We start from the raw sequence: 17,902 nt of genomic DNA, 5'->3' as shown, positions 1-17,902 counted from the left end.
GACCAAAAAGGCTATTTTTAGGAGGTCCTGTTTAGTTACAGGATCTAAAATTCAGCTTTGTTGATCATCATCCTTAACTTCCGCATATAATCTTCTCTAAGCCAGTCGCGGTAGTTTTTTGTACTGTTACTGATACAATAGGAATATTTGCGAATCCGGTAAGCTATATCTTCTTCAAGCTCTTTTGCTAAGAGCCGGGCGTCGAATACATCTTCACTGTTCTCTACGCACATGCGCATATGCTGTTCCATAGAGCGTTCCAAAACGGTCCTGGACTTAAGTCCTTTAGAAATAATATCGTCATATTCTGCATCCACGTCAAAAAACACATCTTCTGTTTTAGCAAATTTCTTCCTGAGCTCCTTAGGCATCTCATATCTGAAATTCTGCTCTATCTCTTCATCACTCACCAGGTTCTCAAGGAAGTAATCTGGTGACCTAAAGATCTGCTTCCAGTCGATTGGTGCACTCCAAAGTCCAAATCTTGCAGCATTATTTCCAAGATCAATAACCGTAAATTCATTTTTGCCCGGAAGGATCCGCGATCCACGACCTATCATTTGGTAGTATAAGGTCAGGGACTTTGTCGCCCTGTTGAGAATTATGGATTCTACAGTTGGCTCATCAAATCCTGTAGTGAGAATACTTACAGAAGTTAAAATAGCATCGGGTTTCTTTTTAAACCACCTGAGTATATCTCTACGATCCTGTTTGCTGGTGGTATTATCCAGGTGCCTAACGTCAAAGCCCGCATTTCTAAAAGTTTCATATACTTCCCGGGAGGTATTGATCCCATTATTAAAGATGAGGGTCTTTTTGCCTTGTGACTTCTCCATATAAGCATCAAGAAGCTTCTCCTGCATACTAAAATTGGAATAAAGTTCTTCCGAAGATTTCACGGTGTAATCTCCATTTATCCCGACTTTTAAAGTTGAAAGACCAACGTCATAGCTGTAAGTGTTAGCCCTGGCTAAAAAGCCTTTTTCAATTAAAGAACTTATAGAATCTCCAACGATCAACTCCCTGTAGTTATCTTTCATAGGGAGTTTGATATTTGAACTCAAAGGAGTCGCAGTTACTCCAAGTATGAAACACTTGTTGAAGAATTTAAAAAGTTTCCTGAAGGAGTTGTAATGAGCCTCATCAATGATTACCATCCCCAGGTTTTCAAGCTCTACTTTTTCATCGTTTAGCCTGTTGTTAAGCGTCTCAACCATTGCGACAAAGCACATGTATTCGTCCTGGTCGGGCAATTCCTTTATACTCGAATTGATGATCTTATTGTGAACTCCAAAGCCTGTAAGCATTTTGGAAGTTTGTTTACAGAGTTCAATACGATGTGTGAGAATAAGAACCTTCTTATTAGTCCGCTGAATATATTCTCTAACAATCTGGGAAAAAATTACTGTTTTTCCTCCACCGGTTGGTAGCTGATACAGCAGGTTGTATCGTTCGGGATGAGCCTCCAGCACCTTGAATATCTTATTGATATCTTGCTGCTGGTACTCGTATAATTCCTTATCTACGCTTTTCTCTACTATCCCGAATGTGTCCTGCCCCATTAATTGTTTCTTTCAATTGCAATTTTGCAAAAATAACTGAAATTCAAGGCTGTACAAAATTATGGCTTTGAAAAGCTGAAAATTAATTTGTAAGTATTAACAAGCCACTCATTTTAAAACACTTAACTTTACTCCCGGTACTTACCTCCCCCACTTCTCTCCCCTTTTTATTAATACATTCATTATGTGGAGTGAAAAAAAACGTGTCCGGTTTACTGAGGCTCTTAAAAGCAACAAGCTCTTGAAAGACCTCGACGATAAAGAATTAAATGCCTTACTCAATGAGCTTGAAAAAGTAGTATGGCCTAAAAGCACTTGTAATATCTACAGGGAACGCACATCAAATCATTTTCATTTTGTGATCTCAGGAAGATTGAAAGTTTACCAGATCGATCAGGATTCCGGGAGAGAATTCACTTTTTTTCTCCTTAAAAAAAATGACGCATTTGACACACTTTGTCTTCTGGATGGAAGCGAGCACAACGTCTACTATGAAGCTCTTGACAAAGTTGTACTACTGTCCCTCCCAATGGAAAAAATGAAGAACTGGGTAAGAGCCCATCCTCATATTAATAAAAACCTGTTACCGTACCTAAGTCATCAAATGAGAACTTTGGAAGAATATGCTTCCAATATTACGCTTATCGATATTTCCACGAGACTTGCAAGGCTCATTCTTAGCAATATTAATTCTGAATCCCGGGAGCTCGAGTTGATCAATGATCTATCTGACGAGGAATTGGCTCATTTGATTGGATCTACCCGGGCAGTAGTCAACCGGCACTTACAACAATTCAAAAATGATGGAATAATTTATCTTGGTAGGAAAAAATTGGAGATAAAAGATCTGAACCTGTTGCTCGATAAGGCCAACAGGAATGGGGCTTCGGCTCCTTAAGATTTTATATGAAATGCTACCTGGGTAGTATTCGATCAGGTTTTCTCATAGTACCTTTATAAAATATTAATCTAAAACATGTGTGCTATGAAAAAATTAGTTTTATGCTTGCTCCTGTTTGGCTTTTTAAGCTCAGGGCATTCACAGATCCTTCTTGATGAAGCCAAAGTTGATTACCGCAAGGAATCAATGAGATTAGATCCTAATACCAATAGTCTTGAAATTGAAATTCCTGAAAAGACTGTGGGCGAGTTCCAGAGAGATCCCCTTGCCTTTATGAAGAACAGTTTTGATATCCAGCAATTTATTGCAGACAACGAAGAATCCGGTTACCATTCTTACCAGGTAAACTTTATAAGTAATAAAGGATTTTTAGTGGCCCGGTTCAATCAATCGGGAGAGTTGGTATCTTCTTTTCAGAAATTTAAAGACGTGAGGTTACCCGAAAATGCACGTTTGCAGATTCTGGAAAAATATCGTGACGCTGCTATCCTTGGAAACAGATATGTCGCTTCTACAAAAGGATGGGATATTCACAAAGCCTATTTTAAGGTTAAAGTGAGAGATGCAGAAGGAATTCAAAGACTACGGATTAATAAGGACAGGGAGCTTTTAAGCCTCACCGGGCTATAACTCTCCTAAATTTTTGAGAAAAAGCTGCCAGAATAAGTTTGATCACTAATTCTATAGCGTTCATAATTGGAACAATTTGGAAAAAGTAATTAAATAGATTTCTGGCAGCTTCTTTATTTTGAAAAAAGATCTGAAGACAGATATCTGTCTCCTCTGTCACAAACAATACTCACCACTACTCCACTCTCGAGTTCATCACACAGCCTTAGTGCCGCAGCAGTCGCACCTCCACTGCTCATTCCTGCAAATATACCTTCTTCCTCGGCAAGGCGGGCTGTCATTATCCGCGCTTCACTTTCGGTTACTTCTATAATCCGATCCACCTTCGCCGGATCAAAAATCCTGGGTAAATACTCTTTTGGCCATTTTCTTATCCCTGGAATCCTCGCATCATCTCCCGGTTGTACTCCTATGATTTGAATGTCCTTATTCTGCTCTTTAAGAAAAGTAGAAGTACCCATAATTGTGCCGGTAGTTCCCATAGAAGAAACAAAATGAGTGATCTTTTTATGGGTATCCTTCCATATTTCAGGGCCTGTACTTGTATAATGAGCCTGCCAGTTATCATCATTTCCAAACTGGTTAAGCATAAAATAATCTCCACTCTTCATTCGCTCTTCGGCATAATCTCTGGCTCCTTCAATGCCGCCATCTGCGTCTGTGAGTATTACTTTGGCTCCATAGGCTCTCATGGTTTGCACCCGCTCGACTGTCGAATTTTCGGGCATGATGAGTTCGATATCAAGGTTTAGTAAGCGTGCTACCATAGCCAAAGCTATACCCGTATTACCACTGGTAGCCTCAATAAGTTTGGTTTCTGCGTTTATTTCTCCCCGCTCAAGAGCTCTCCTGATCATATTATAGGCAGGACGGTCTTTTACACTTCCCCCTGGATTTTGACCTTCAAGTTTAAAATATAGCTCTACTCCCGGGTTTTTTACAAGGGTTTGTGCTCTTACAAGAGGGGTATTCCCAATTAAATCGAGTACGCTTTGGCTCATTTGTTTAAATTTTTAATATTGATATTAGGAGCATGAGTAACGAAAGAATTTGCCGGAACTGAGCTCGTAAGCCAGGCATTCCCACCTATAATACTTCCGGCTCCTATGATTGTTTCTCCTCCAAGTATAGTAGCATTTGCATATATGGTCACATCATCTTCAATTGTGGGATGACGTTTTTTATTTCGCAGCCCGCGCTCCACATAAAGGGCCCCAAGAGTTACCCCCTGGTAAATTTTTACATTATTTTTAATGACGGTAGTTTCTCCAATCACCACTCCCGTAGCATGATCTATAAAGAATGAATCGCCAATCTGCGCCCCCGGATTAATATCTGTTCCTGTCAATTTATGGGCATATTCGGTCATTAATCTGGGGACCAGCGGCAGTCCCAGCTTGTAAAATTCATGACTTAAACGATAAACAGCTATGGCAAAAAATCCGGGATAGGAAAGATATACTTCCTCAACCGAATTTGCTGCGGGATCGTTATTTGCAATAGCAACAGCATCCAGGTTGATCTTTTCAAGAAGGTGTGGTAATTTTTGACAGTAATTGTCCCAAACCTCTAAGCAGGGTTTATGAGGTTCCCAACAAACCAGGTTACCTAGTTCTTCGAAATCAAAAGCTAATTTTTGTAGGTTTTCTTCAACAGGAGTATCCCTGTCGAACAGCGTATAGAAAAGATGCTGCGTAAAAGCTTCTGCTTTTTCTTTGATCCTGAACCTGAGATTGGGTAACTGTTTTTGATCGGTAATCCGCTTAATAACTGTTTTTTGGTCCATATAATTTCCTTGAACTTCAAATTTACTAAATAGATAGCCAAGACCAGTTCTTCCTTCTTTTTTTGTTTTCGTACAAAATTTTTTAACTATAAAAGAAAGGTTAAAAAAACCGGGGATTAAAACTTTGTTCCCCAAGGTGTTGTAATTTTAAAATGTATTATTAATCAAAAACTTAAACCATGGCACAAGACCAAAAAAAATCCGGACAAAAGCAGGATTCTGCTAAAAAGCAAGATCAGAAGTCAGATCAAAAAGGAAGACAGCAGACTAAAAAGTAATCTGTCTTTTATATCACATTCGAGCATTTTTTCAGGCCACCTCACAAGGGTGGCTTTATGCTTTAATGATATTTTTTTTGAGACTTTCACTTATTTCATAAAGCCACTTGAGCCGATCCATTACCACCTGTACTTCCTGTAGTTCAGCTCCAACAAAACCTTCCCGCTCTTCCTGTTTTCTTTCCTTCAATATTATAAGTCTTTGATACAACTGCCGGTAAAATTTTTCTGCAGCTGCTATTTCGCCTGAGAAATCTTTTTCATCAAGTCGGGATTCCCCCAAACAGGTCGATAAGTTCTGCCGGATAGCCAACATATAATTTTTAAAATGTTCTGTAGCCTCCGTCACGGGATGAGTCCGGATAAAGGTTCCAAGGGAGGCGGTAGCCGAAAGCAACTCCTGGTTTAGAGAAACGATCCTGAAGATCTCCTCAAGATGTTTTTTATCGCTTTTAGGCTCCTGCGCCATTCTTTGAAAAGCAGCATTCAGGTCTCCCATAGCAAGAAAAGCTTTCTTTCTGGCCAACCGGTAGGAAGCCATACTTGATTCATCCCTATAGAATAATTCGACTTCGTTGAGAAATGCTGAGTTTGATCTGATACTTTCTTTAATAAAATTATTAATAGTTGAATATTCCCAGGTGGGCCAGAGAAATTTGGCAGACAAAAAAGCTATCCCGGAACCTACAACAGTATCTAATACCCTATACTCGATTACCTCAAGCGCATTTGGCTGTAACAGACTATAAACAAAAACCACATTGAGGGTAATGAAAGCAGCAGCCGTCTTATAATTGCGTTGTATCATGGAATGGGCCAGGACAAGGGATATTACAGCTAGGACACCATATAAGATCTGGCTTTTAATAAATATTACCAGGGTAACTGCGGCCGCCCCGCCAATTAAAGTTCCATAGAGCCGCTGTTTAAATCTGTCGCGGGTTAGAGCATAACCGGGTCGCATGATCACCAGAATTGTAAGAAGAACCCAGTAGGCATTCTGTACTGCAAAAAATTCCCCGATTAAAAATCCAATGATCATGGCTGCAGTTAACCGCAGTGAATGTCTGAAGATCGGGGATTGCAAATCAAGGTTGTCCTGCATCGTTTTCAGATCATAGTCTGTAGTTGTGAGGAAACGAACAGCATCCTGTCTTTTCATCCCATATCCGCTTTTTCCGTCCCATTCAGTAAGGAGTCGCTCGATAGAAATTAATTTCTGGAACTGCTTATCTTTGAACGAAAGCAGGTTTCTGTAAACCGGTAACAATTCATTTTCTTCAGGAAGATTAGCTGAGTTTTCAAAATTTTCAAAATCTTTCCATATTTCCGACTTTTTGGAATGAAGGGCAGTTTCCTTCTCATAGGTTCGATCCTTCCGAAAAACCTCAGCAATTTCTCTTAACCGGGCCGCCATTAAAAGGCTCCATTCCTCTACCTGCCGTACCTTCCCTTCGTGATTGCTGAAAAGTTCTGTCATTCTTTCAGAATTTACCGGGTTAGCCATTCCCAACTCCAGGATATCCACCAGTTCCATGAAGATGAGTAGCCTCTTTCTAACCATACCAGACCTTCCGAAGTTTTTCCTGCGGGTGATCACCATTTCTCTTATTAGCTCATGCTTCTCATTTATGGAAGTCTGCAAAACAAAAAGCTGCTTTTGAAGCTCCTCTGTTTCTTCCCCTTTTTGACACATTAATGAAGCGCGTATTTCCAGGTACTCTGCAGTTAGATCAAAAGCTTCAGAAAGTAAGAGGTCGGTTTCCCTTCTGCGGAAAAGATGGTGCAATAGAAGCGAAAAAAGCAGGTACCACAAACCTCCCGCCCCAATCCATAAGGCATGGGTGATAATCCCTCCTTCTGAAGCCACCTGCGCCATACTCAGTACAATGGCTAACAAACCCGAAAAGGCAATCAGGGAAGCTCTGAAACCGTATACCGAGATCATGGAAAAATGAAAAGTGAGTAAGATGAATATAGGAAGGAAGACCAGCGTGTTTCCCAAAGCAAATCCAATAATGACTGTTGCAAAGACTGCTATAATTACAGACAGGAAAACTCCTATTACACGCCGTCTCAGGCTACCCGGAACTTCACTTGGGGAAGTAAGTAAAACTCCTATAGCCATGGCAATACCAATTTCAAGAGCATCAAAGTAACCTGCAATCAATAGAGGAAGGATGGCAGCTACTGCAAACCTTATTCCCCTGGAAAATTCGGCAGTCTTGAGAAGATGAAAGAAAGATTTAATTTGCTGGTAAGGATTCAACTACATAAATAATTTACTACAAAGCTAATCCTGTTTTAAAAGTGAAAGCAGAAGAATTCAAAAAACTTTGATACACTAATGATTTTTAACCTTTAATTAGTATCTCAACTTTGGCTGAAGCCTGCAGGCATTGTAATTTTAAAAATGGGGAAACAGGGCTCCAAGCCTTGTCTTTACTTCAATTAATAAAAATTATATCTATGAAAATTTTAATGGTCTTAACCTCTCACGATAAATTGGGAGATACAGGCAGGAAAACCGGTTTTTGGGTAGAAGAATTTGCTGCCCCTTATTATGTACTGGCCGATGCAGGAGCCGAAATCACACTTGCGTCCCCTAAAGGAGGACAACCTCCAATAGACCCTTCAAGTACAGGCGAAGATGCACAAACTGATGCCACAAGACGATTTGACAAAGATGAGGAACTGCAAAAAAAGCTTTCCATGACCAGGAAGCTTGAAGATGTTGATGCTTCAGATTATGATGGAGTGTTCTATCCGGGTGGGCATGGTCCTCTGTGGGATCTGGCCAACAGCTTAAAATCAATTTCTCTAATTGAAGATTTCAATCAGCAAATGAAACCTATGGCTTTTGTGTGCCACGCTCCTGCTGCACTGGCAAATGTAGAAGATCATAAGAATCCCCTGGTGAGAGGAAAAGATGTCACCGGCTTCACCAATTCTGAAGAAGATGCAGTAGGTCTGTCTGATGTGGTGCCTTTCAAAATCGAAGACAAAATGAATCAATTGGGCGCCAATTATAGTAAGGGAGACGATTGGGGTTCTTATGTCAAAGTGGATGGTAAATTGGTTACCGGTCAAAATCCTGCTTCTTCAGAGAAAGCTGCAAGAGAATTGCTCAGATTGCTTCAAAAAGCTTAAAAAATGCCTATGGCAAAAAAAGAGAGATCTGTTACAGATGTAATAAAAGAACATGAAGCTTCAGGCACTTATTTTCAGGTCGATGGGCTAAGAACTTTCGCTTTAAAGTATGGACGCGGGGAAACAGTTTTATGTATTCACGGTGTTCCTACTTCTTCTTTCTTATATAGAAAAGTTCTCAGGTCATTAGAGAAAAAAGGATATAAGGGCATTGCTATAGATCTTCCGGGTCTTGGTTTAACTGAAAGACCTGAAAATTTCGATTATTCATTTTCCAATCTGGCAGATTTCGTATACAATGCTGCAAAAGTCTTAAAGCTTAAGAAATTTCATCTAGTAGTTCACGACATTGGCGGACCCATAGGATTCGCTCTTGCCGCGAGACATGCCAACCGTATTATGTCTCTCACCATACTCAATACCTGGATTGACGTTGTGAATTTCAAAAAACCGGTGGTGATGAGACCTTTTGAAAAAAGGGTTTTAGGAGAAGCAGAATTAAAGATGATGACACACCTCACCTGGCCGGTAATGTTCAGGCAAATGGGTGTGGTCAATTCCTCCCGTATAAGCCCGGCAGAGATGAATGCCTATGTCGATCTGCTCAAAAGAGAAGATAACGGAAAAGCATTTTTGAAGATCATGCGCAGCTTTGAATCTTCTGAATCTTTCAGGAACCTGTGTTACAAGGCTGTTCAGAATACCTCATACCCGGTTCAGGCAATTTGGGGCGCAAATGACCCTGCCCTGCAACTGGATACTTATGGAAAGGAGATTGAGAAAGCGGCCGGTCTTCAAGAGATTCATCAATTAAGATCCCGCCATTTTTTGCAGGAAGAAGCCTGGCTAGCCATTGCCGATAAGATTATCGAGCTGGCCAAATCTGTACATCTTAAAACAGTAAAAAAGGAGGCTTGAAAACCTCCTTTTTTAATACTATATTATTTTACTATTTCTGTGGAGGCTTTGTGGGCCTGATCTCAATTTTACTCGGCAAAGCACGCTGATTCATTTTTAATAGATCCACTACCAGTTCTCCTATATCCTCAATCTGGATTTTCCATGCATCTTCATCTGAAGGAGTGTGATCATTAAAATGTGTAGCTACAGAGCCGGGCATTATAGTAGTAACCTTTATGTCATAATTTCTTAAGTCTAGCATGGCAGCCTGTGTGAAACCAGTCACTCCAAACTTACTGGCATTATATGCAGAGCCGCCGGCAAAGAAATTGGTCCCTGCGAGACTTGAAATGGTAAATATATATCCCCCTGTTTTTTTAAGGTAAGGTACAGATGCTTTAAGGCTGTAGAATACTCCGGTAAGATTAGTGTCTATGGTTTGCTGCCACTGCTCGGGAGTTAGTTCTTCAATAGACCCGAAATGCCCGACACCTGCATTAGCAACAAGTACATCGAGCTGTCCCCACTTTTCTACAACTTTTCCAATTGCAGATTTTTGACTGTCAAAATCGCGTACATCAGCTTCCAGGCCAATGACTTCGGCCTTTCCATTAGCAGTGATCTCCCTGGCAGCCTTTTCTGCTTCATCCAGGTGCCGGCTTGTAATTCCCACTCTCACGCCCTTTGCCGAAAGAGCTGCGGCTACGCCGTATCCTATTCCTTTGCTACCGCCTGTGACGAAAGCTACTTTGTTATTTAAATCATTCATGTGTGTGTTTTCCCGTAAAGCTATTAAATCCCTGTGCTATGCTGAAAAGGCAGCTTTTAATTGTTTGTTAATTCTTTCTAATAAGAAGCTGCCTAAAATTTAACGTGAGAAGAAAAAATCTTTAAAAAAAGTCACTTTGTTTACCCGCAGATTCAATTATCTTTGCACACTTTCTGAAAGGGATTAAAGGTTTTTTCAGAAATCATTGTCTAATCAAAAAATTGCAAAGTTGGAAAATCCTAAGGCACAAAAACTTCTGAATAAAATACAACGCGACCTAATGCGTAATGGTATCATCACAAACACTATTGTTGAAGATCTGAAGGAGTTGAGGCCCTATGCGGTAGAAGAAAAAAATCCGCTGCTGGCTAAAGTGATAAGGCTTACCTATGAGCACATCGAAACCTACGATACCTTCGATATTCCAATTCCGGAAGATGAGCCGGTAGAGGGATTCGAAGATGAATTGGAAACTACTGAAGCAGATCCCAAAGAAAGTCTGGATTACCTCCTGTCTCTTATGTCTGAATCCCGGAACAAGATCAATGCCCTGGAATTAAGAGAATACAGTAATAATTTAACGGCCTACGCTGAAGAGAATTAACCTTTTGTTTTACCACTGTGGCTCAATAATTGAATATATTACTGAAAAAGAGCTTAAATGAAGGAAAGGAATATGAAGAAGAAGAATGATGTGGTGTTGAATAAAAAACCCCGTTGGAAATTACTTCATCAATATTATAATTATACAGGTTTTTACAGGTTTGTTGGTGCCAGTTTGAAAAAGGCAATTTTGCCTGTTCTTCTTTTTCTTGGAGCCATAGTTGCTGTAAATGAATATGTCATTAGTATCAATAGCGTACTGATTACCGTAACTGAAACATTTTCCCCCTTAGGTATACTTGCGGTATTTTTGGCCTCAGAATCCATTGGTTTAGGGCTTGTTCCGCCGGAATTGTTTATTGCCTGGGCAGGAAAGTCTGCAATGCCGGTTCTCTATCTCAGCTTTTTGGCTTTAGCTTCCTATGTAGGTGGGATCATTTCCTATTGGGCAGGAAAAGCAATAACCAGAATACCTTCTGTTCACCGTTACATGGAGACTAAAATGTCCAAACACATTAAAAACACCGAGAAATGGGGTGGATTTTTAATCGTGGTAGGTGCTCTTTTACCTATTCCGTTCGCTATAACAAGTGTTGCAGCAGGAATTATACATTATAAATTCAGGTATTATTTACTATTTGGACTTTTGAGATTCATTAGATTTTATGGTTATGCCCTGGTGATTTTTAAGATCGTGTAAGGCAAAGCATTAAAAAAAGCATTTAAATCCCGTATTTTTGGATATCCTTAGTACGGGATTTTTTATGGGCCAACATCAGCACGATCACCACTCTTCTAAAAATCTAAAACTGGCGTTTTTTCTGAATGCTGCCTTTACTGTATTTGAATTAATAGGTGGATTTTATGTAAACAGCGTCGCAATTATCTCAGATGCTGTTCATGACCTTGGCGACACGCTGTCTTTAGGAACTTCATGGTACCTGCAGAACAAATCACGTCAAAAGGGCGACTCCAGGTTTAGCTTTGGGTATAAACGCTTCTCTCTTTTGGGAGCACTTATCAATAGCCTGGTTCTAATAGCAGGTTCTGTCTTCGTGATCACAGAAGCCGTTAAACGGCTATTTGAGCCGGAGTATTCAGATGCCGGAGGAATGCTTCTCTTTGCCATTGTCGGTGTCGCAGTAAATGGATTTGCAGCCTGGAAACTTTCTAAAGGTACTTCCATGAATGAAAAAGTAGTTTCCTGGCATCTTATTGAAGACGTTTTGGGATGGCTGGCAGTATTAATTGTAGCAATAATCCTGCATTTTTATGAGACCCCATATCTGGACCCTGCACTTTCTCTTTTAATTACTCTATATATCCTGTATAATGTATTCAAAAGACTTAAGGAAACCCTGTTCATATTTTTACAGGGAGTGCCCAGGGAGATCGACCTTGAAGAAATCGAAAGGAAATTAATCGAAATCCCTCACGTGGACTCTCTACATCATATGCACGTCTGGTCACTGGAAGGAACAGATCATGTTTTTACAACACATATAAAACTTAAGAACATTAGCCGGTTCCAGCAATTACTGGATGTAAAGATGAAAGTGAAAAATATTCTCAGAGAATACAAGTTCGATCACTACACAATAGAGACCGAACTTGATGAGGAATCCTGTGACCTGAATTAATTATCTGATCCTGGTAAATTTTATTCCCAAATCCCTTTCCAATTGTCCAATTCTTTTTAGTTCATACTGATTCACCAGCGCAAGGGATATTCCTGTATTTCCTGCCCTGGCCGTACGGCCGCTGCGGTGTGTATAATATTCTGTTTGATCTGGCAACTGGTAGTGAACCACAAAAGCAAGGTTGGCAACATCTATTCCGCGGGCAGCAACATCTGTAGAAACGAGAAGTCTCAGATTCTTATTCTTGAATGCCCGCATGACTTTATCTCTGTCTTTTTGAAGCATATCTCCCTCCAGTAAACCCACTTCATAATTTTTAGCCAACAGCTGTTTTGAGAGCGTTCTGGCTGCAGTTTTGGTTTTTGTGAAAATTATTCCCCGCTTCTTACCCATAGATTTAAGGAAGTATGCCAGCGTATCAAGTTTACTGTTATCATCCCCGGCGACATACTGATGCTGAATTCCGGTATTTACGGCATCCTGCTTGTCAATATTCACCCTTCTGGCCCCCTTATTGACATATTTATTAATGATCTCATTTAGCTCCTGAGGTATGGTAGCAGAAAATAACCATACGTTCCTTTCTTTAGAATCAGTAGCTTCCAAAATAGTAGTGAGATCTTTTTTGAAGCCCATACTAAGCATCTCATCGGCTTCATCCAGCACAAGGGTTTTGATTCGCCTAATGTCTATGGCCTTTCTTTTCATAAGATCTATTAATCGTCCGGGCGTAGCCACTACGATCTGTGTAGGTCTGTTAAGGCGCGCTATCTGGATATCAATTTTTTCACCTCCATAGACAGCTTCAGTAAAGACTTTATCCGAATACTTAGTGAATTTAAACAATTGTCGTGCGATCTGCTGCCCAAGTTCGCGGGTTGGAGCGAGGATCAAAGCCTGCACCTCTTCTTTTGCTGGATCTATCTGGGCAAGTAGCGGTAATCCAAAAGCAGCCGTTTTTCCTGTTCCCGTCTGCGCCTGCCCTACAAAATCTACTGTGCCTTCCGTCAGCACAGGAATAGCGGCTTCCTGAATCTTTGTAGGATGCTCAATTCCCATCTCTTTTAAGCCTTTTATTATTTCTTCTGAAACTCCCAGTTCCTTAAATGTCATTCCGTTAATTTTTAGCGAAGATAGCTTATTCTGTTATATTCCGAAGTGGCCGGGCTCCAAATAAGCTGAGGCCGCATCAACTCTGCCTTCATTCTTGAGGATGCATAAATTATTAATAATCTGCATGTTAAAATGAAGCTAAACCGAAAATTCGAAAAGAAATTTTAATAATTTATCACTAATTTGGTTATATAACCAATAAAAAAAGAATCATGCTTACGATCATTTTGAATATCCTATTACCTCCTTTAGCAGTCTATCTAAATCATGGAGTAGGAACAACTCTTTTGATAAGCATTGTCCTTACTTTAATAGGTTGGCTGCCTGGAGTGATCCATGCATTCATAGTAAATTAAGAGAAATTATAAACTGTCTAAAATGTAAATCCCCTTTTAGAACCCGATGTGAGAGATCGGGTTCAAAAACCTTCTAACGAAGGTATCCAAAAGTTTGAATTAGCCTTTAAGCTTATATTTTAGACAGTTTCTCTTTTAATCTTCTTTTACTTCAAGCTTCTGTTGCCATTTCCACGCACTTTCCATAGCATCTTCAATGTCATATTCTGCTTTCCATTTAAGGACTTCATTTGCCTTGGTGGTATCTGCATATGCAGAAATTACATCTCCTTCCCTCCTGTCGGCAAACGCATATGGCAGTTTTTGTCCTGAAACTTTCTCAAAGGCTTTTATGGCTTCAAGAACTGAATTACCTTTTCCTGTTCCCAGATTGAACACTTCATAATTTTCCTCCTGTTCCCCTTCCAGTAATCGCTCGAGTGCAACTACATGTGCCCTTGCAAGATCCATGACGTGGATATAATCTCTTATACAGGTTCCATCGGGCGTTGGATAATCATTACCAAAAACTGAAAGTTTTTCCCTTTTCCCGGCTGCAGTCTGGGTGATGAACGGTACAAGGTTTTGAGGTGTCCCTATAGGAAGCTCTCCAATATTCGCACTTGGGTGGGCCCCTATAGGATTAAAATAGCGAAGGGATATTGCTTTCAATCGTGGTACAACCTTACAGGTATCGGCGATGATCTCTTCTCCTATTTGTTTGGTATTCCCATAGGGAGATTCGGCTTTCTTTACAGGAGCATTTTCTGTGATTGGCAGTTCATCGGCCTGTCCATACACTGTACAGGAGGAGCTGAAGATAAATCTGGAATCCTCCCTCTCCTTTAATTCCTGAAGGATATAAATGAGAGTATTTATATTATTCTCGTAGTAAAGCAAAGGATTTTGAACACTTTCGCCCACAGCCTTTGAAGCAGCAAAGTGAATAACCCCATCTATTTTCGAATATCTTTCAAAAAAAGCCTTTACTGAATTCTTATCTCTTAGATCTAACTTCTCAAATTCCGGAGACACCTTGGTGATCCTGGTGATACCTCCAAGTACATCCAAAGAGGAATTGGAAAGATTATCAATGATGACCACTTCAAAACCCTTTTCCTGAAGGGCAACAACCGTATGGGAGCCAATATACCCAAGACCGCCGGTAACTAATATCTTTTTGCTCATTATTATATTTCTGAATCTTCCGCAAATTAAGAAAATGTAACCTTATTACCCATGGGTTTCGCTATTAAGTATCGGGTTTTTTAGGAGGTCATTTAAACTTTTCTGAATCAGACAACAAGCTGCTGCTGATCCCTGATTTTCCTGAGAATGAATTAAAAATTTGGATTCAGGATCGAAGAGAATGGAGTATATTTGCAGCCATAAAAAATTGGAAATATGTCACTGGAAAATCAGGTTAAAACTTTTAAATGGATCAGCATCTTTGAAGGTGTTTCATTTCTTGTCCTTTTATTAATTGCCATGCCTTTAAAATATATCTGGGATGCCCCTCAAATGGTGCAGACAGTGGGAATGGCACACGGAATTTTGTTCGTGGCCTATATACTGGGTGCACTGCTCCTCTTTAAACCTCTGGGATGGAATCTAAAGACCCTCATGATCATTTGCGTAAGCTCTGTGCTACCTTTGGGTCCTTTCTATGTCGAGAAAAAGTACCTTTAACCCATGTGGGAAGATATTAAAGATCTTAGTAGTTTTTTAGCCGAATTTCTTATAGAGAAAGGCCTCGATGCAGATGTAGCTCACTTCCTGAACATGTTGGTGAATATCGCAGTGGTTTTTATCCTGTGGTATATTATTCACCTCGTGATGAAGAGAATCCTGCTCACTGCTTTTCAACGATTTACAAATAAAACCAAGACCACTTTTGATGATTACCTGGTAAAGAGTAATTTTCCCAAATATGTGAGCAACATCTTTCCTCTTTTGCTGCTCATCCTTACGGTCCCTGTCGTTTTTGAAGAATATCCAAAGCTACTGGGGGTATTCGAGAAACTGGTCAACATTTATATTATCATTCTTACTGTGCTCATTGCCCGGAGTCTGTTGCGCACTACAACAAACTATATGAAGCGGCATGAGCGCTACCATGATAAACCTATTGAAAGTTATACCCAGGTCTTAATGATCGTTTTCTGGTCCATAGGACTTATCTTCATCTTTTCAGAAATTACGGGAAGATCTGTAATAGGTTTTCTAATTTCCCTGGGAGCTGCTTCTGCGATCATCCTGTTTATATTTAAAGATACCATCCTTGGTTTTGTAGCCTCTATCCAGGTTTCTGTAAATGATATAGTTCGTATTGGGGACTGGATCACCTTCAGCAAATATGGAGCAGACGGTTTTGTAACTGAAATAAATCTTGCAACGGTGCGGGTGCAGAACTGGGACAATACCTACACCACTATTCCCACTTACAACCTCATTGCCGATTCTTTTCATAACTGGAGAGGAATGCAGGAATCCCCGGGCCGGAGGATAAAACGTTCTTTAAATATCAAACAGAATTCCATAAGGTTTGTAAATGATGAAGACATCGCAAAATTCGAAGAATTTGGCTTGATTGCCCCTTATATTAAACAACGACAGGAAGAGATCAATGAATATAACCGGAAGCTTGGTGTGAATAAAAAGCATCTGCTTAACGGAAGGCATCAAACAAACCTGGGAATATTCAGGAATTATGCGCTTGCTTATCTAAAAAGTCATCCGCAGATCCATCAGGAAATGACTATGATGGTGCGACATCTCCCACCTACAACACAGGGAATTCCTGTGGAAATCTACTGTTTTAGTGCAGATAAGCGCTGGGAATTCTATGAAGCCATTACTGCAGATATTTTCGACCATCTTATTGCTGCCGTACCTTATTTTGATTTACAGTTATTTGAATCTCCTTCGGGCGATGATATTGTTAAAGCTTTAAAAAGTTATTCAAGCACTTCTGATAATTCTCAGCCTGAAATGGCAATAGATAAATCCAAGCGGCTCGAATAAAGGCTTCTAAGTCAGAAAGAAAGTAAAAGCTTTCAAATTTCCCTGAGAACTCCCGGAATAACGTATTTTAGATGAGAATTAAATTGCTTCTTAATCTAAGGCTAATTCTTCATGCATTTAAAACCTTTTCTCCAGGGCTTCGGAATTCTGGCTGTAATACTTTCTCTATTTCCTTTTGTAGCTTCAGATTACTGGTGGATACGAATGTTTGACTTTCCTCATGTGCAGTTAACTATCCTTACACTGGTTGCACTGTTGGTTTATTTTTTCAGGTTCAATATCCGCAGCTGGAGAGATTACACCTTCATAATTGTCCTGGGTGCCTGCTTTCTTCTTCAGCTAACAAAGATCTTTCCCTATACACCTTTTTCTAAAGTCGAGGTGAATAAAAATGATGCCGCAATTCCTCAGCGTAGTATAAGCATTATGGCTGCCAATGTGCTTCAGAAGAATAAGGAATACCACATGCTTATCAATGAAATTTTTCTGCAAAACCCTGACCTGATCATTTTTACCGAAACAGACAGGGTTTGGCAGGAGGAAATAAGAAAAGGATTAAAAAATTATGGTTATGAATATCGAATAGAAATGCCACTGGACAATACCTACGGCATGCTGGTCTTTTCACGTCTTGAACTGGTAGAGCCGCAAATTAGATTCCTTCTGGAAGACAGTATTCCTTCAATGCACGCCAGGGTGGTTCTACCCTCCCGGGAACTCATTAGATTACATGTTATACATCCCACTCCTCCAATGCCTCCTCATGATGCCTCTTCAACTGACAGGGATGCGCAAATGATGATGGTCGCAAAAATGGCAAAAGAAGAAGAGCTTCCGGTAATAGTGGCGGGAGATTTTAATGATGTAGCCTGGTCTGAATCTACACAGCTTTTTCAAAAGATAAGTGGCTTACTTGATCCCCGTATTGGTAGAGGATTTTTTAATACCTATAATGCAGACAGTTGGCTCATGAGGTGGCCACTCGATCATTTATTTGTTTCAGAAGAATTTCGGTTGGTTCAAATGCATGTAGGAAACAATATTGAGTCTGACCACTTCCCTCTTTATGCCAGGTTAAGTCTGGAACCGCAAGGAGGAGCCATTCAAAAGAAATCACCGCCAGATGAAGCCGAAATGAAGGAGGCAGAAGACCAGATCAAAAAAGAAGATAAAAAAGATCGAAAGGAAAAAGCTGAAGGAAAGGAGTGAAA

General features: G+C 40.1%; 18 protein-coding genes. 11 read left to right on the top strand and 7 right to left on the bottom strand.

The window, feature by feature from the left end:
- Positions 1 to 44: 44 nt before the first annotated feature.
- A complete protein-coding gene (locus G564_RS0106005; protein WP_029036865.1) occupies positions 45 to 1,562 on the bottom strand; it encodes a DEAD/DEAH box helicase in 1,518 nt (505 codons plus the stop codon).
- A gap of 241 nt (positions 1,563 to 1,803) precedes the next feature.
- Between G564_RS0106005 and G564_RS0106000 the strand changes: the two genes are divergently transcribed.
- Both G564_RS0106000 and G564_RS0105995 read left to right on the top strand, forming a co-directional pair.
- Positions 1,804 to 2,460 (top strand): Crp/Fnr family transcriptional regulator, encoded by a 657-nt coding sequence (locus G564_RS0106000; RefSeq protein WP_169578114.1) that lies wholly within the window; start codon positions 1,804 to 1,806, stop codon positions 2,458 to 2,460.
- Between the two features lie 87 nt (positions 2,461 to 2,547).
- On the top strand, positions 2,548 to 3,093 hold the full coding sequence (locus tag G564_RS0105995; protein ID WP_029036863.1) for a hypothetical protein: 546 nt from the start codon (positions 2,548 to 2,550) through the stop codon (positions 3,091 to 3,093).
- 113 nt (positions 3,094 to 3,206) lie between these two features.
- Here G564_RS0105995 and cysM read toward each other — a convergent pair whose 3' ends face one another.
- From cysM to G564_RS0105975, 3 genes are all read right to left on the bottom strand, one after another.
- Complete coding sequence (gene cysM, locus G564_RS0105990) at positions 3,207 to 4,094, bottom strand: cysteine synthase CysM (RefSeq protein ID WP_029036862.1); 888 nt, start codon at positions 4,092 to 4,094, stop codon at positions 3,207 to 3,209.
- Complete coding sequence (gene epsC, locus G564_RS0105985) at positions 4,091 to 4,879, bottom strand: serine O-acetyltransferase EpsC (RefSeq protein ID WP_029036861.1); 789 nt, start codon at positions 4,877 to 4,879, stop codon at positions 4,091 to 4,093. Before epsC ends, cysM begins: the two co-directional genes overlap by 4 nt.
- Positions 4,880 to 5,212: 333 nt before the next feature.
- Positions 5,213 to 7,426, bottom strand: a complete 2,214-nt coding sequence (locus G564_RS0105975; protein WP_051205331.1) for an FUSC family protein — start codon at positions 7,424 to 7,426, stop codon at positions 5,213 to 5,215.
- A 200-nt stretch (positions 7,427 to 7,626) separates the two neighbouring features.
- On the opposite strand from G564_RS0105975, the gene G564_RS0105970 reads away from it, so the two are divergent.
- A complete protein-coding gene (locus G564_RS0105970) occupies positions 7,627 to 8,307 on the top strand; it encodes a type 1 glutamine amidotransferase domain-containing protein (RefSeq protein ID WP_029036859.1) in 681 nt (226 codons plus the stop codon).
- A gap of 9 nt (positions 8,308 to 8,316) precedes the next feature.
- Complete coding sequence (locus G564_RS0105965) at positions 8,317 to 9,225, top strand: alpha/beta fold hydrolase (protein ID WP_029036858.1); 909 nt, start codon at positions 8,317 to 8,319, stop codon at positions 9,223 to 9,225.
- 31 nt (positions 9,226 to 9,256) lie between these two features.
- On the opposite strand, the gene G564_RS0105960 is transcribed toward G564_RS0105965, so the two are convergent.
- Entirely contained in the window at positions 9,257 to 9,976 is a 720-nt protein-coding gene (locus G564_RS0105960; RefSeq protein WP_029036857.1) for an SDR family oxidoreductase, read from the bottom strand.
- A 229-nt stretch (positions 9,977 to 10,205) separates the two neighbouring features.
- Between G564_RS0105960 and G564_RS0105955 the strand changes: the two genes are divergently transcribed.
- The 3 genes from G564_RS0105955 to G564_RS0105945 are packed head-to-tail and all read left to right on the top strand — an operon-like array spanning position 10,206 to position 12,219.
- Entirely contained in the window at positions 10,206 to 10,580 is a 375-nt protein-coding gene (locus G564_RS0105955; protein ID WP_029036856.1) for a hypothetical protein, read from the top strand.
- A 57-nt stretch (positions 10,581 to 10,637) separates the two neighbouring features.
- Positions 10,638 to 11,279, top strand: coding sequence for a YqaA family protein (locus G564_RS0105950; protein WP_037373570.1), 642 nt, complete (start codon positions 10,638 to 10,640; stop codon positions 11,277 to 11,279).
- 37 nt (positions 11,280 to 11,316) lie between these two features.
- The gene (locus G564_RS0105945) at positions 11,317 to 12,219 is read left to right on the top strand and encodes a cation diffusion facilitator family transporter (protein WP_245583662.1); all 903 of its coding nucleotides are present in this window, start codon (positions 11,317 to 11,319) and stop codon (positions 12,217 to 12,219) included.
- Here G564_RS0105945 and G564_RS0105940 read toward each other — a convergent pair whose 3' ends face one another.
- Positions 12,220 to 13,332: a DEAD/DEAH box helicase gene (locus tag G564_RS0105940; protein ID WP_029036853.1), complete on the bottom strand. Its 1,113-nt coding sequence runs from the start codon at positions 13,330 to 13,332 to the stop codon at positions 12,220 to 12,222.
- Between the two features lie 212 nt (positions 13,333 to 13,544).
- On the opposite strand from G564_RS0105940, the gene G564_RS20120 reads away from it, so the two are divergent.
- Positions 13,545 to 13,688, top strand: a complete 144-nt coding sequence (locus tag G564_RS20120) for a YqaE/Pmp3 family membrane protein (protein WP_084625583.1) — start codon at positions 13,545 to 13,547, stop codon at positions 13,686 to 13,688.
- A gap of 135 nt (positions 13,689 to 13,823) precedes the next feature.
- Here the strand turns inward: G564_RS20120 and galE are convergent, their stop codons facing one another.
- Positions 13,824 to 14,855, bottom strand: coding sequence for a UDP-glucose 4-epimerase GalE (gene galE, locus G564_RS0105935; RefSeq protein WP_029036852.1), 1,032 nt, complete (start codon positions 14,853 to 14,855; stop codon positions 13,824 to 13,826).
- 216 nt (positions 14,856 to 15,071) lie between these two features.
- On the opposite strand from galE, the gene G564_RS0105930 reads away from it, so the two are divergent.
- The 3 genes from G564_RS0105930 (at position 15,072) to G564_RS0105920 (ending at position 17,900) form a co-directional block, all read left to right on the top strand.
- Complete coding sequence (locus G564_RS0105930) at positions 15,072 to 15,356, top strand: DUF3817 domain-containing protein (RefSeq protein WP_029036851.1); 285 nt, start codon at positions 15,072 to 15,074, stop codon at positions 15,354 to 15,356.
- 3 nt (positions 15,357 to 15,359) lie between these two features.
- The gene (locus G564_RS18670) at positions 15,360 to 16,691 is read left to right on the top strand and encodes a mechanosensitive ion channel family protein (protein ID WP_051205330.1); all 1,332 of its coding nucleotides are present in this window, start codon (positions 15,360 to 15,362) and stop codon (positions 16,689 to 16,691) included.
- Between the two features lie 111 nt (positions 16,692 to 16,802).
- Complete coding sequence (locus tag G564_RS0105920) at positions 16,803 to 17,900, top strand: endonuclease/exonuclease/phosphatase family protein (RefSeq protein WP_029036850.1); 1,098 nt, start codon at positions 16,803 to 16,805, stop codon at positions 17,898 to 17,900.
- Positions 17,901 to 17,902: the final 2 nt, after the last annotated feature.

The organism is Salinimicrobium xinjiangense DSM 19287 (assembly GCF_000423585.1).
GTDB lineage: Bacteria > Bacteroidota > Bacteroidia > Flavobacteriales > Flavobacteriaceae > Salinimicrobium > Salinimicrobium xinjiangense.
This window is presented reverse-complemented; position numbering and strand designations above follow the sequence as displayed.

Bases quoted from the DNA above. Each gene is read 5' to 3' on its own strand.
- G564_RS0106005 (WP_029036865.1), bottom strand. From the start codon at position 1,562: ATGGGGCAGGACACATTCGGGATAGTAGAGAAAAGCGTAGATAAGGAA.
- G564_RS0105995 (WP_029036863.1), top strand. From the start codon at position 2,548: ATGAAAAAATTAGTTTTATGCTTGCTCCTGTTTGGCTTTTTAAGCTCA.
- cysM (WP_029036862.1), bottom strand. From the start codon at position 4,094: ATGAGCCAAAGCGTACTCGATTTAATTGGGAATACCCCTCTTGTAAGA.
- epsC (WP_029036861.1), bottom strand. From the start codon at position 4,879: ATGGACCAAAAAACAGTTATTAAGCGGATTACCGATCAAAAACAGTTA.
- G564_RS0105970 (WP_029036859.1), top strand. From the start codon at position 7,627: ATGAAAATTTTAATGGTCTTAACCTCTCACGATAAATTGGGAGATACA.
- G564_RS0105965 (WP_029036858.1), top strand. From the start codon at position 8,317: ATGGCAAAAAAAGAGAGATCTGTTACAGATGTAATAAAAGAACATGAA.
- G564_RS0105960 (WP_029036857.1), bottom strand. From the start codon at position 9,976: ATGAATGATTTAAATAACAAAGTAGCTTTCGTCACAGGCGGTAGCAAA.
- G564_RS0105950 (WP_037373570.1), top strand. From the start codon at position 10,638: ATGAAGGAAAGGAATATGAAGAAGAAGAATGATGTGGTGTTGAATAAA.
- G564_RS0105940 (WP_029036853.1), bottom strand. From the start codon at position 13,332: ATGACATTTAAGGAACTGGGAGTTTCAGAAGAAATAATAAAAGGCTTA.
- G564_RS20120 (WP_084625583.1), top strand. From the start codon at position 13,545: ATGCTTACGATCATTTTGAATATCCTATTACCTCCTTTAGCAGTCTAT.
- galE (WP_029036852.1), bottom strand. From the start codon at position 14,855: ATGAGCAAAAAGATATTAGTTACCGGCGGTCTTGGGTATATTGGCTCC.
- G564_RS0105930 (WP_029036851.1), top strand. From the start codon at position 15,072: ATGTCACTGGAAAATCAGGTTAAAACTTTTAAATGGATCAGCATCTTT.
- G564_RS18670 (WP_051205330.1), top strand. From the start codon at position 15,360: ATGTGGGAAGATATTAAAGATCTTAGTAGTTTTTTAGCCGAATTTCTT.
- G564_RS0105920 (WP_029036850.1), top strand. From the start codon at position 16,803: ATGCATTTAAAACCTTTTCTCCAGGGCTTCGGAATTCTGGCTGTAATA.